Below are 13,773 nucleotides of genomic sequence, written 5' to 3'. Positions count from 1 at the left end.
AAAGCCCACTTTGTTGGGCTTTTTCCATTGCTTTAAAAAATTTGTGAAAAAAAGTGTTGTGTAACCGTTTACATTCGTGTAGAATATAGCTTGTAAGATAAGTGAAAGGAACTTAAATCAGATGAATTTTGCAATTTTAATTGCCCTTCTTCCAGCTTTGTTCTGGGGATCAGTTGGGCTTGTATCAACTAAGATGGGTGGTTCAGCCGCTCAACAAACTTTTGGAATGTCACTTGGAGCCATGGTCTTTGGACTATTAACATTGTTTGGCTTCGTTTTGCCACACGGCTTCTACCTCGGTTCAGAAATCTGGGTTGTTGGAATCTTGTCAGGTTTGGTTTGGGCAATGGGAATGGTTTTCCAGTTCTTGCTCTTCAAGCAAATGGGTGTTTCATTGGGAATGCCTTTGTCAACCGCCGGTCAGATTATCATGAACGCTCTTTTGGCTGCAACACTCTTGGGTGAGTGGAAGAATGCCGCCATGTGGATTGTCGGTGTTGTCTCAATCGCCTTGGTTGTCGCCGGAGCAACCTTTATTTCAAAGCCTGATAAGACGGCTGCTACGCCTTCAAAGATTGATGCTAAGGGTGTCTTTTACCTGGTAATGTCAACTGCCGGCTTCATGCTTTACTTTGTTTTGCCAAACTTCTTGTCAAAGATTGGTTACATCAGCTCAGACATTAAGTCTGCTGGTCATGGTTTGAACTACATGACGGCGATTGTTGGCCCTCAGGCCATCGGTCAAGTTATCGGTGCCTTGATTATCGTGCTCTTTGTCTTCCGTGAAGGAAAGCAAATGTTTGCAGAACCAACTTGGAAGAACGTTGCGACTGGTTTGGTTTGGGCATTTGGAAACATCTTCATGTTTATCTCTTCTGCCAACCCAGCAGTTGGTCAGACAATCGCCACTGCCTTGTCACAATTGAGTATCGTTGTTGGTACTTTCGGTGGAATTTACATCTTGCATGAAAAGAAGACTTCAGTTCAGATGAAGTTCATCATCCTAGGAACGATCTTTGTTCTGGTTGGTGCCATCTTGATTGGAAATATCCACGCCTTCGCTTAAATAAAAAATTGAATATAAAATTAAAAGCAGTCACCAATTGGTGACTGCTTTTTTGTGCTTTACGGCTGATTACTGCATCAAAAAAGACCTGCCGATTGGCAGATCTTTTTGTGTTACTTGGTTTCGACTGACAAAATCTCAACTTCGATTTCAACGTTGTTAGGCAACGGAACCTTCACAGTTTCGCCCTTGTGCTTACCCAAAAGGGCGGCAGCCATTGGTGATTCGTTTGAAATCTTACCTGCGAGGGGATCAGCTTCAACAGATCCCACGATTGTATAAGTTTCTGGTTCTTCATCAGGCAATTCCTTAAAGGTAACTGCCTTACCAAGAGTAACCTCGTCAGCGTCTGAATCGCTTGCTGAAATGATTTCAGCATTTTCGATCATCTTTCGTACCGTGACGATTCGACCTTCAACAAAGGCTTGTTCATCCTTTGCTGATTGATATTCAGAGTTTTCTGATAAATCACCGTAAGAACGTGCGATTTGAATTCGCTTGGTGATTTCAGGACGTTGGTTCGTAATCAAGTCATCAAGTTCTGCTTGCAACTTATCACGACCAGCGGCGGTCATTGGAAATGTTTTTTCTTCTGCCATGGATTTTCTTCCTTCCAGTGCTACTTGGCACAAAAATACAGCAAGATGAATATATCACGGACTTACCTCTGGCGCAATACTCCGGTTCGATTCTTGTTGAAAAAGTGCCTCAATAAGGCAAATGTGGCAGTAAAAGCGGAAACGATTACTCCCAAGAGGAAGAATGGTGGCGTATACGTGAGGGTGAGGTGGTGCATGCCGGGCTTGGTTTGAACGGCCAAGAATCCCTTCATGACGGTTTTAGTTGTCACAACTTTGCCATCTAACTTAGCCTGCCAGCCTGGCGCAGCAGGAATGCTTGTCATAATCAATGACTGATCTGCTGTCGTAGTGATTGTACCGCTAATTCGTCGAGAATTCGACTGGGTAATTTTCAGTGGATGCTGTTGTAATTTGGCTAAGTCCTGATTAACGGCCTTTTCGTCAAAATAATACAAGGTAAAGTCATCCAAATAGCGAGAATTGGCACCGTTTTTCAGCGTGACAGTCAGAATTTGTTCTTTGTTTGCTTGATTGCGCAGCAGATTCAAATCAATTGTATGTTGGAAAGCGGTTGATTGGGTTAACTTTTCCCCGTTCAAACGAATATCAACCTGATTAAGGTCAAGGGCACCACCGATATTGAGGTAGTAAGAATCGTTGGTTGTTGGGGTGAAGGTAAAGGCAACCGTTCCATTTTGTTTCTTATTAACCTTTTGAATCGTACCACCGGTGATTCGGTTACTAATCGTGAGGTTATCGAGCGCACCAACCTGCAACGGTGCTTGGTAGAGCAAGTCCTGGCTGGGATTACCCACTAAGCTACCCAACAGATATTTTTGGTTACCCAAGGGATAACGAACTGAGTATGGTGACTGAAGGGCCTTGTCGGAAGCGGCATACACCGGTGCGAGGGCAGTTGAATTTTGTCGTAAGTTCCAGCCGTTACCGCTCGCAACAATTTTGGCCTGATCATAGTCTGGTCGATTACTTTGACGGAGGTAGCTGCTTTGTCCACTCAGGGCATTAGTTGGTTGGAGGTAATACTTGAAGGCCAACAAGGAGTCGGAAACGGTGGTGCCGTCTAAGTAGGCAATCCGTGAATCACCGGATACCTGTCCCAAGTTTTGAAAGAGTGAAGAGCTTTGGGCTGGTAGCAGTGATGAAAAGTGGCTGCCGGCCTTAAAGCCAGCTAAGAAGCCGTCATTGTAGGTTCTGCTCATTCCCTGACTAATGCGATACCATGAGCGATCATTTTGCTTAGCGGCCGAACTAGCGGCTAGGAGTCGGCTTGAGCCGGCCTGGTAGCTTGCATTTGTCAGGTACGAAAGGTGATTCAGTGTTTTGGCGACGTTAATCGTCAAAAAGCCAGCAGTCGTTAGCGTCAATAAGATGAGCTTAGCGGGACCCATTTGGAAGGTAATTAAGACGAGAACGGTGGCCAAGTAAAAGAATAAGAAGACCAAAAGGGCCAGCTTATCTAGGTAAGTCACCTTGAGCAGTTGGCTGCTGGCCCAGACTGTCAGTGCGAGAACGGCTAACAAAAAGACTGTTCTGGCGATGAGACCTGGTTGCCAGTCGGGTGTGAAGCCCTTGGCGGCCAAGAGGATGAAGAAAAACGAAATAATGAAAGAAAAACGGGCGGGATACCAAACAGGGTATTGTCCACCGTGAAAAAGCAAAGTTAAGGGAGCAAAGCAGGTGGCCAAGAACAAAATGGCGATAATCACCAAGGCAAAAATTTTTTCAAAGATTTTTGTCTGTCGTTTAGCAAAGTAAGCCCACAAAGATAGGATGATAATCGGTGCCACTAAAAAGTTGGCCTGGCCAGTCTGCATTTGGTCGAAGTCAAATGAGCCGGGGACTAACTTTAATAGGAGAAAAATCGGATTATTGTCAAAGTGAAGCGACCAGCTTGAATTGTGGGTTGTCTTACCAAGCCTTAATTGAACGTAGGTTGGTAACCAAAGCCACATCGTCAGTAAAACGCTGATTGCAGCCGCTTTGGCTGCTTGGGCAATCGCTTGGAGCCGCCGCACCACAATCGTGGTATCCAACAAGCGCCAGGGTAAGTAAAGGCACAAGAAAAGGGCAATCATCCAGGCAATATAGTAGTTGGTAATGATGGTTGCCGTTAGAAAGGTCGCAAACAAAGTCCAGCCCTTACCGGCTAAGAGACGCTCCAATGACCAAATTAAGAGGGGCAAGATTGCTGCCGTATCCAGCCACAACAGGTTTAAGTCGTTAGCGATAAACCAGGCTGATAGCGGGTAGTTGATGGCAAATAGTGGAATCCAGTAGTTGGATAACCAGCCCATCTTTTGGATGAGCCAGGCCATTGAAAAACCGGCAAAACCAATCTTTAACACCGTGACCAGCAAAATCCAGACGGGAATTGTTTTTGGGCTGGCTAAGAGGAAAATCAGGTTGAATGGTGACATCAAATAATAGGACCACTCACTGACCATGTCACCACCGAGGCCGGACGAAAAGGAATAGATAAAAGATGATGGGTCCGAGAGCAGGGTGTGCTTAAATTGGACGAAGTAATCCAAGTATTGTTGCCCTAAATCAACGGTTAAAATGGTTGATGAACCAAAGGGTGCCATGTGTCTGCCGGCAAAGTAGGCCGTCATGATAATGACAGGGATCCAAAAGGAAAGCGCGATTGGTGAAATAAAAGTTTGTTTGCAAATTTTTCCGAGTTTTTTCATAACCATAGAATAACAAAATTCGGTTCAAATTTAGCGATGAATTCGCAATTTATGGTAAAGTAGAGAGAATAATACTTAAGTTAAACGGAAAGAATTCACATGAACCGCAATCCTTACCTTGAAGACCGTGACAAGAATGATGCCCGTGCTAATTTGCCGACCCGGTTAAAGCTCCTTTTGGGAGTGGTTATCGCCTTGATTTTAGCCTTAATTCTTCAATTGGCCTTTTTGACAATTAAACAGGGAGCTTCATTTGAAGCGGAAGTTAATAAGTCTGATGAAACCGTTGAGCAGGGAAATGCCCAACGAGGTCTAATCTACGACAGTACCGGTAAAGTTATTACCGGAAATAAGCCTCAAACTGCCATTACTTATACGCGTGGTAAGTCAACGACTGCTTTGGAAATTGCCAAGACTGCCAAGACGCTATCCAAGTATATTTCGATTGACACGAGTCGGTTGAGTGATCGGTCAAAGGCCGACTATTACTTGATTTCAAATTCTAAGCAGGCTACTAAGATTCAAGCAATCTTGGAAAAGCAATATGGTGCTAAGACGGCGGAAGCTTGGTCAACGACACAGTTAAGTACCTTAGAAGCTCGCTATGTGATGAACCATAATTTGGATAAGGACATTGATGAAAATCAAGCGATGATTTTCCAAAAGATGTCTGGAGCATATGCGCTGTCGACGACCTATATCCAAGAGTCTGGTGTTTCTGACCAAGCTCAGGCAGAAATTGGGGAACGATTGTCCGATATGCCTGGGGTTAAGATTGGCGAGTCATTCTCCCGTGATTATCCTGAAGGGGACGACTTCGAGCCATTGGTTGGTAAGGTATCCGATACTTCCACTGGTTTGCCTGCCGACCGTTTGCACACGCTTTTGGCCCAAGGTTATTCACAAAATGAACCGGTTGGTGGTTTTGCTTTGGAAAAGCAATACGAATCTTTGCTGAAGGGTTCACCTTCTCAGACCTTGATTTCATCGTTGAATGGGGTCAAGACTTCTAACTTGAAGTATGCTGGTCAAGCCGGTGATTCCTTGAAGTTGACGATTAACGCTGCCTTCCAAAAGAAGGTGCAACAAATTTTGCAAGATAACCTTCCTGGTGGGGATGCCCAGGGTGCTTACGCAACAGTGATTAACCCTTATACCGGTGGGATTTATGCCATGGGTGGTATTAGCCGGAATAGCTCAACCGGACAAAAGACGGCTAACCCACTGGGAAACATCAACGCGGCAATCGTTATGGGATCGGTTGTGAAACCGGCAATTTTGGCGACTGGATTCCAACGTGGCGTTGTGACACCAACCAGCAACACAATGTACGATCAAGCGATTAAAATTCAAGGAACGCCAACGATTACGTCATACTGGAACCAGGGTGGAAGTCCAGTAGCTGTTGATGCTGATACCGCTTTGGAGCGTTCTTCCAACACTTACTTCGTTCAATTAGGAATGAAGATTGGTGGACAGACTTATTCACCAGGAGAGCAGTTGCGGTTGCGTTCTGATGCCTTCCAGACCTTGCGAAATGGTTTGGCTCAATTTGGTCTTGGTACTAAGACGGGAATTGATATTGAGGGTGAAACAGCTGGTTACCGTGGCCCAACAACGGGGGCTAACTTAGGTAAGTACCTGTATGAATCCTTTGGTCAGTATGATTCTTATACAACCTTGCAGCTGGCTCGTTATGTTTCAGTCATTGCGAACGGTGGTTACCTCGTTCAGCCGCATTTGGTCGGCTCGATTTTGCAAAACGATGTCAGTGGTAAGTACCAAAAGACGGTTTGGTCAGCTCAGCCACAACTTCAAGGTCAAGTTTCCTTGACCACGGATGAGTGGAACATTATTAAGAATGGAATGTACCGGGTTGCCAACGGTACCGACTCGCACAACACCGGTTCTGGATTGCATAACTTAAATCCAAAGGTTTACGCTAAGACCGGTACGGCCGAAACGATTACCAACGGTCATACGACTTATACCGATTCGGTGGTCGCCTACGTGCCTGGACAACCATTTGCGATGTCACTGGCCGTTCCAGGTTTGAATTCTTACTTGGATGGAACGACTGGTAAAATTTCATCACAAATCATTAATGCCTTCTGGGATATTGTTTTGAACAAGCCTAGTTAATCAGCAAAATAAAAAACCTTGGTTACGATTTAATCGTAACCAAGGTTTTTTTGTTTTATTAGTCTTCAGGTTTAACGCCGTACAAATCAATTCGATATTCAGTAATCTTCAAGCCGGTTGCCGCTTGGGCAGCCTTAATCAAGGGTGCTGGGTCAAAGTTGGCCGCATCGATAATTTCATTTGTATTGGTGTTAATCACGTGATAATGGGGATGAGCCGCTGCATCATAATGACGCTTACCGTCTGAGATTCCTTCGATTACCACCACTAGCTTTGCGTTAACAAACTTTTCCAAGGTATTGTAAACAGTTGCCAACGAAATGTCTGGTAAATCATTATGAATCATCTCAGCCGTTGGGTGGGTATCGTGACTCATCATGTATTCCAGCAACGTTAGGCGTTGGTTAGTGGCTTTTAGTTTGTGCTCCTGAAGCACTGATTTCAGCTGATCGAGCATTGTTACCCTCCTAATGTATCGAATACATTACAATTATAACATCCATTTAGAATTATTCAAGCCCTAAATGAAATATAACTGAAAAATATTGACAAAGTAGTAAAAACTTGCTAAACTATATTAGAACGATTCTTAATTGAGGAGGATTTTTCTAATGAAAAAGAAATCGTTAATGGCTCAAAACAACTTGGTGCGAGCCGGTGTGATGGGTGGTAATGATGGCATCCTATCGGTTGCCGGGATTATTATTGGTGTTGCTGGTGCGGGGCAAAGCCTGTCAGCAGTGATGCTGTCAGGCTTTGCGGGAACCCTCGCCGGCATGGTCTCAATGGCCATGGGTGAGTATGTTTCGGTCGAATCTTCGCGAGATGCTCAGGATCGAGCGCGCAAGGAAGAGTCGGCCTTACTAGAAGCAGATTACAACAAAGAGTTTAATTTTGTCAAAGAAAAGTATCAAGCAGATGGGATTTCTGCTGATATGGCTTTGCAGGCGACAAAAGAAATGATGACAAAGGATCCTTTGGAAACGCTAGTGCGTGAGCGCTATGGCTTTTCGTTGAATTCTAGGGTTTCCGCTGGTGGTGCCGCTATCGTCTCTTTTTTCGCCTTCCCAACCGGAGCGGCCTTTCCAATGGTATTGATGGGCTTAGCAAAACCAGAATGGCGAATCATGGCAACGTTTTTAGCTGTCTTAGTGGCACTATTACTGACGGGCTATTTAGCTGCGGTCATTAATGGGGCCAACAGGGTAAAGGGTGCCTTACGTAACCTTGTCTCAGGAATCTTGACGATGGCAGTCACGTTGGCAATTGGTTCGCTGTTTCGATAAGGGGAGAAGACGATGAAAGATTTTTTGAATAATTGGCGCAATCAGCGTCAAGAAAAGCAAAGCAAACAGACGATGGAAGAACGGTTAAATGCCATTCGAGCTGGAATTTTAGGGTCAAATGATGGGATTTTAACGGTTGTCGGCGTTGTCTTTTCGGTGGCTGCGGCGACAACGAACCGCTTAGTGATTGTGATTGCCGGTTTGTCTGATTTGCTAGCCTGTGCCCTGTCGATGGGGTCAGGTGAATTTGCCGCTGTTTCTTCTCAAAGTGATAGCGAACGGGTAGCGGTTGGCCGTGAACAGGCTGCATTAGACAAAGAATTTGGTGAGCAGGTTGAAACCGTGCAAGGCTATTATGAAGATCGGGGTGTTTCGGCCGAGACGGCCAAAGCGATTGCCGGCGAACTCCTTACCAGCAAGCCCTTAGAGACCGTTTTGACGGTCAAGTATGATATGACCCTTGGTCACTACGTTTCACCAATTCAGGCTTCTTTTGCTTCGACTTTTTCAGCCGCTCTTGGTGGTGCCTTGCCATTGCTGGCCCTCTTATTAGCACCAATTCGCTATCAATATTCGGCCGCAATTTTGGCGACTGTGGTGGCGGTTTCGCTAACTGGTCTGATTTCTGCCATCCTCTCACAGGGGATGGTTAAGCGGGCTGTTTGGCGAAATATTTGGATTGGGCTATTAACAATTTTAATTCACTTTACCATTGGTAAGCTGTTTTAAAGGGGAATGTTTAAAAAGTGGTATGACTTAAATTTTTCGAAAAATACTTGGCACACGTGAATGTTTCCACTATAATTAAGGCAGAACATTTGCATATTTTTTTGGAGGATAAAGATGAAAGTAATCGTTGTCGGTGCCTCTCATGGTGGTCATGAAGCTGCCCATGAAGCCTTAACTCGTTATAAAAATGCTGAAGTAACTGTTTATGAAGCAGGAGACTTTGTTTCATTTATGTCTTGCGGCATGCAGTTATTCCTAGAAGATAAGGTCACAGAACGTGATGATGTGCGCAACTTTAAACCTGCTGACCTAGAAAAGTTCGGTGGAAAAGTTTTGACACAGCACCAAGTCACTGGCATTAATACTGATGCTAAGAAGGTGACGGTGAAAAACTTGGCGACCGGTGAAGTCTTGGAAGACAGCTATGACAAGTTGATTTTGTCATCAGGGGTTTCACCAGCAACCATTCCTGTTCCCGGTGCCGATTTGGAAAACGTTTACTTGATGCGTGGTCGTGACTGGGCAACAAAGATTTACGACAAGTTGCACGATGATAGCGTGAAGTCAGTTGTAGTTGTCGGAACTGGTTACATTGGAATCGAAGCCGCTGAAGTCTTTGCCAAGGCTGGCAAGCAGGTGACGGTGATTGATTTGATTGACCGTCCTTTGGGCAATTACCTTGATGCCGAATTGGCTGAAAAGGTTCGGGCCGAACTTGAAAAGAATGGAATTAACTTGCACCTTGGTCACACAGTAGCTGCTTTTGAAGGTGATGGCACTTTGTCTGCCGTTCGAGACGATGCTGGTCAAAACTTCGACGCTGACTTGGCAATTGTTGCTGCGGGTGTTAAGCCAAACACTAAGTACTTGGAGGGTACAATCGACCTTGACCAACGTGGTTGGATTAAGACCGATCCATATTTGCGGACCTCAGCTGCCGATGTTTATGCCATTGGTGACGCCATCTTGCCACTGTTTGCACCAGCTGGCCAACCGGCACCAATTGCTTTGGCATCAACTGCTCGTCGCGAAGCACGCTACGTGGTTGAAACGATGACGATGGAAAAGCCGGCCCGGTCATTTGCCGGTGTCAACGGCTCATCTGCTTTGCCAGTTTTTGATTACAATTTGGCAACTACTGGTGTCAATGCCAACAATGCCGAAAAGATGAACTTGAAAATCGCTTCTTCTTTGTATCAGGCAACAATTCGTCCTGAATTTGTCAAAGATGGCAATCCTGAAATTTTGATTAAGTTGATTTTTAACCCCGAAACCCATGCAATTTTGGGTGGGCAAGTTTTGTCAAAGGCTGACGTTACTGCCCATATTAATACAATTGCCTTGGCGATTAAGGGCAAGATGACCTTGGAAGACTTAGCCGAAGCTGACTTCTTCTTCCAACCAGGCTATGACCGTCAGTGGTCAGTTTTGAATTTGGCAGCTCAGACCGCTTTGGGTGAAATTCCATCCGTCTAAGCTGAGCTGGATATTAGAATAATTAGTAAAAAGGCCACAAAATAATGGGGCCTTTTTCTAATTAAATATGTCATAATAGAGTTTATGAAAGAACGTATTAAACAATCCTGGGCGCGCTTGGACCGTCGGTTCCGGTTGGGCTCATTGATTACCTATTTTGGTCGCTCACAAATCACTTTGGTGGGGCCGAGCTTTGCTTACTATGTGGTTTTGACGTTGATTCCCTTGCTAATCATGTTTGTTTTGACGATTGCAGCCTTGAATCTACGTACAGACCACGTTGTTGCGGTGATGTCGCAAATGTTGCCCGCATCAATTTCGAACTTTTTGACACCAATCGTTAACTCGGTGGCGCATACAAATAATAAATCTTACCTTTCCTTTTCATTAGTCTTCATTGTTTGGACCTTGTCACAGGTGATGGCCGTTTTGCGGAGCACCTTTAATAACATCGCTCATAAGGCTGAAAAGGGTTTGCCACTGTTAACACGGGTGTGGGCCTTTTTGTGGCTCTTAGTGATGGTGGCTGCGGTGGCCTTACTGGTGATTGTTGGAAATCTTTTTGCCTTATTGCTTTACGACTGGACGGGGATTATTTGGCGGTCGCCAACTCGGTTATTAGTGATTATCAGTATGTGGATCTTCTTGATTTGGGTCAACTACCGTTTGCCGGTCAAGGCCGCTCGTCCATCATTTCCAGCAGTCTTAATCGGTTCGTTGGTTGATGTTGGCTTGCTGACTGTCTTGAACAAGGTTTTTGTTTGGTTTGCCGATATCCAATTCCACCGCTCAGGGGTCTATCAATCCTTGGCCTCGATTGCCGTTTTTTTGATTTGGCTTGATTTGTTGGCTTCGATTTTAGTGATTGGTTTTGTTTTGATGACTTGGTTATCAGAGTTTCCAATGTTTAAGAGGAGGAAACAAGATGTTTAATGAAGAGGACTTTGCGGTCTTTAATGACCCAACCCTAGACGGCCGGATGGATAAAATTCGGCGAGTGGTGGACCCCAAGTTCGAGGCCTTTGCAGACTTGGCCTTGCCAATCCTAAAAGAGGATGGACAGGATTGGTATGCGCATGTTGCCAAACATAAGATGCGCAAAACATATGCTCCGGATAATACCTGGGTAGCCTTTGCACCAAATAAGCGCGGTTACAAGATGATGCCGCACTTTGAACTTGGTCTCTGGGCGGATAATCTTTACCTGTATTTGGCAGTGGAAGAAAACATGAAGCCAAAGGACTTGGCCGACATCATGCCAAAGCTAGAGGCGATTGCCGCCGACGTCGCCGCTTTGCCAGCTGACTACACCCTGTCCTTAGATCACATGGTGAATGCCAACCAGCCAACTGCTCGATATGCTGAGGCGGTTGCCCGTTACCAACAGGTGAAAAAAGCTGAAGTTTTGGTTGGTATTAAGATTGCGTCCGATTCGCCTTTAATTGGTGCTGATGACCAGTTTGACGTCTTGTTAACTGCATTGAAGCGTCTGATTCCGCTTTACCAAAAATTACGTTAAAAGCTTCTCTAGGCAGGCAAATTGGTTTGAGTCTGCTAGTCGACATTTTAGCAATACAAAAGCCCCAGGAAATTTCCTGGGGCTTTTCTTTTTCTTATTCAGTTTCGGTTGTTAAATCCATTAACTGCAAGGTTTGCGCTTGATTAATTTCGTGGTAGAGCTGATCGGCCAAAGATGAAGAAATCTTTTTTTGATCGAGTGACTGCGAAACAAAACGGTATTCAGCACCAAAGGCTTGGATATACAAGTCGGCTGGGACCGTCACTGCAACTTTTTGATAGTCGTGAGCCACTGTTTGGAAGAAACGGTCCAGCAGGACGCGAACGCGATCGATGTCAGCTGTATCCTCACCACTGATCATCTTCTCGGCCAAATGCTTGGCGAGCAGGTGGTCAGCAAAGGATTGGACATCGTTATTGAGAGCCCAAACCGCCTGACGGTTGTCACGGAAGCTAGCAATCTTCTGGGCTTCATTTGGATGTTCTGCTAGATATTGCTTCTGATAGCGGGCACGTTGCTTACGGGTGAATGTTCGCGTGCGAGTGTGGAACCGTAGCTCGGCTTGGGCACGACGGATTTGCCGGGCAAAATTCATTAGCGGGTGACGCTTTGTGGCGGGGTTGGTTAAACCGCGGCGAATAATCTTACTATAAATCGTCACGGCGCCATCGCCAAAGCGTTGCTGCGTGCTCTCGCTGTCAATATAGTCGTTTAATTCGTCAACCAAAGTCGCGACCAGTGGCAAGAAGTCATTGGAGAAGTCCTTTTGTCCTAACCGGCGACCGTTGGTGAACTTTTGCGTTTGCAGTGTCTGACTGAGGGCCTTCTTGAGGTCGTGGCTGATTGCCTGTTGCTCGACGGATAAGATGGCTGTGTCAATCATTTTGTTGCGGGTAGACTCTAGTTTTTCTTGGCTATAGGCTTGATTTTCTTTTGGCAAAATCAGTGGCAGGGCAACACTAGCGATCAATAGCGAAATCAGGATGACCAGTGCTGCCACAATTTGAATTTCATCTAAGAAAGGAAGGGGGTGGCCATTCACTTTTTCTGGTAAGGACATTGCCAAAGCCAAGGTGACGGCCCCGTGAACGCCGGAAAGACCGAAGATGCGGGCCCGATGTTGACGATTTTTAGTATGCTTCTTACCGAAAAATTCAGTTAAGTGCTGACCGCCTTGAAAAGTAACCCACAGGAACCGGCAGAGAAACATTGCCAAATAGATGGCCAAGGCCAAGCTGAGTAAGATCAAAGAACCAGCCCAGCCAAAGGTGGCCATCGTCTTAAAGACGGCAGGCAGCGCCAGCCCTAAAATGACAAAAGCGATTCCGTTTAATAAGGTGGTTAAGGTCTGCCAAATAGTGGCCGTGACAACCTGGCTTTCAGTCGAAATCAACTGTAGCCGTGACCGTTCCCAGTTGTGAACGATGCCGGCGGCGACAACGGCCAAAATGCCAGATGTCCCCATGTGCTCGGCGATGATATAGATGACAAAGGGGGTCAAAAGATTAAGTGGAATCGTTGTGGCTTGGGCCGAGTTAGCGTGGAAGTTTAAGTACAAGCCCAGCCCGACCATTAGGTAAGACAGGGCAAAACCAATCACCAATCCGCCGATGGCAACAAACAAAAAGTAGTTAATTCCAGCCACTGGGTTCAGAGTTCCCTTAGCAAAGAAAGAAAGGGCCAGGTTTAAGAGGACAATTCCAGTCGCATCGTTAAAAAGGGATTCCAATTCCAATGACTTGTTGAGCCCCTTTGGCATCTTTAAGCCAGAGGTCATCGACTTCACAGCCACGGCATCGGTTGGGACGATGATGGCTGCCAGGGCAATGGTCAAAGCCAGCGGCCACTTCGTTTGAAAGTTTGAACTCACTAAGGCGACCAAAGCTACCGTAAAAATGGCTAAAAAGACAGAGAGTTGGATAATGTTCTTGGAATTTTTGCGAATCGTGGCAAAGGAGTGGCTTTGCCCTTCTTGAAACATGATTGGCGCGATAATTAAGAACATAAAGAATTCAGGGTTGATTTTGAAACCGTGAAAGATTGGTAAAATCGAAAACAAAACCCCAATGGCTACTAAGATGAGGGCTTCAGGAATTCGCTTGAAAAAGGGTTGCACGATGTTGGCGGTAATAACTGCCCCCACCAACAATGCAATCAGCAATAAAATCGACATGGACATCTCTTTCTCATAATAGTTTTGACTCAAATGAGTCGGCTTATCAATAATTATAGAGCTTTGAAAAGTGGCTGGCAAGCGTTGGAA

General features: G+C 45.4%; 11 protein-coding genes. 7 read left to right on the top strand and 4 right to left on the bottom strand.

The features are described 5' to 3' along the window. Positions 1-121: 121 nt before the first annotated feature. Positions 122-1,066, top strand: a complete 945-nt coding sequence (locus BLW39_RS01750; protein ID WP_059376364.1) for a GRP family sugar transporter — start codon at positions 122-124, stop codon at positions 1,064-1,066. Positions 1,067-1,179: 113 nt separating this feature from the next. On the opposite strand, the gene greA is transcribed toward BLW39_RS01750, so the two are convergent. Together greA and BLW39_RS01740 are read right to left on the bottom strand one after the other, a co-directional pair. Continuing rightward, entirely contained in the window at positions 1,180-1,665 is a 486-nt protein-coding gene (gene greA, locus BLW39_RS01745; protein ID WP_059376362.1) for a transcription elongation factor GreA, read from the bottom strand. Between the two features lie 62 nt (positions 1,666-1,727). Then, a complete protein-coding gene (locus tag BLW39_RS01740) occupies positions 1,728-4,358 on the bottom strand; it encodes a YfhO family protein (protein WP_074717711.1) in 2,631 nt (876 codons plus the stop codon). A 99-nt stretch (positions 4,359-4,457) separates the two neighbouring features. Between BLW39_RS01740 and BLW39_RS01735 the strand changes: the two genes are divergently transcribed. Beyond that, positions 4,458-6,500, top strand: a complete 2,043-nt coding sequence (locus tag BLW39_RS01735) for a penicillin-binding transpeptidase domain-containing protein (RefSeq protein ID WP_059376358.1) — start codon at positions 4,458-4,460, stop codon at positions 6,498-6,500. Positions 6,501-6,558: 58 nt separating this feature from the next. Here BLW39_RS01735 and BLW39_RS01730 read toward each other — a convergent pair whose 3' ends face one another. Next, positions 6,559-6,957: a Fur family transcriptional regulator gene (locus BLW39_RS01730; protein WP_059376357.1), complete on the bottom strand. Its 399-nt coding sequence runs from the start codon at positions 6,955-6,957 to the stop codon at positions 6,559-6,561. Between the two features lie 154 nt (positions 6,958-7,111). Here BLW39_RS01730 and BLW39_RS01725 point away from each other — a divergent pair, with 154 nt between their 5' ends. The 5 genes from BLW39_RS01725 (at position 7,112) to BLW39_RS01705 (ending at position 11,510) form a co-directional block, all read left to right on the top strand. Further along, entirely contained in the window at positions 7,112-7,786 is a 675-nt protein-coding gene (locus tag BLW39_RS01725) for a VIT1/CCC1 transporter family protein (RefSeq protein WP_059376355.1), read from the top strand. A 12-nt stretch (positions 7,787-7,798) separates the two neighbouring features. After that, a complete protein-coding gene (locus BLW39_RS01720; RefSeq protein WP_059376352.1) occupies positions 7,799-8,515 on the top strand; it encodes a VIT1/CCC1 transporter family protein in 717 nt (238 codons plus the stop codon). A gap of 114 nt (positions 8,516-8,629) precedes the next feature. Beyond that, entirely contained in the window at positions 8,630-9,991 is a 1,362-nt protein-coding gene (locus BLW39_RS01715; RefSeq protein WP_059376351.1) for an FAD-dependent oxidoreductase, read from the top strand. 84 nt (positions 9,992-10,075) lie between these two features. Then, a complete protein-coding gene (locus tag BLW39_RS01710; protein WP_059376349.1) occupies positions 10,076-10,924 on the top strand; it encodes a YihY/virulence factor BrkB family protein in 849 nt (282 codons plus the stop codon). After that, the gene (locus BLW39_RS01705; RefSeq protein WP_059376345.1) at positions 10,917-11,510 is read left to right on the top strand and encodes a DUF1054 family protein; all 594 of its coding nucleotides are present in this window, start codon (positions 10,917-10,919) and stop codon (positions 11,508-11,510) included. Before BLW39_RS01710 ends, BLW39_RS01705 begins: the two co-directional genes overlap by 8 nt. 94 nt (positions 11,511-11,604) lie before the next feature. On the opposite strand, the gene BLW39_RS01700 is transcribed toward BLW39_RS01705, so the two are convergent. Next, on the bottom strand, positions 11,605-13,683 hold the full coding sequence (locus BLW39_RS01700; RefSeq protein WP_059376342.1) for a cation:proton antiporter: 2,079 nt from the start codon (positions 13,681-13,683) through the stop codon (positions 11,605-11,607). Positions 13,684-13,773: the final 90 nt, after the last annotated feature.

The sequence above is a fragment of the Fructobacillus pseudoficulneus genome (genome assembly GCF_900108455.1).
Taxonomy (GTDB): Bacteria; Bacillota; Bacilli; order Lactobacillales; family Lactobacillaceae; genus Fructobacillus; species Fructobacillus pseudoficulneus.
Note: the sequence above shows the minus strand (reverse complement) of the source record. Positions and strands in the feature narration are given on the sequence as shown.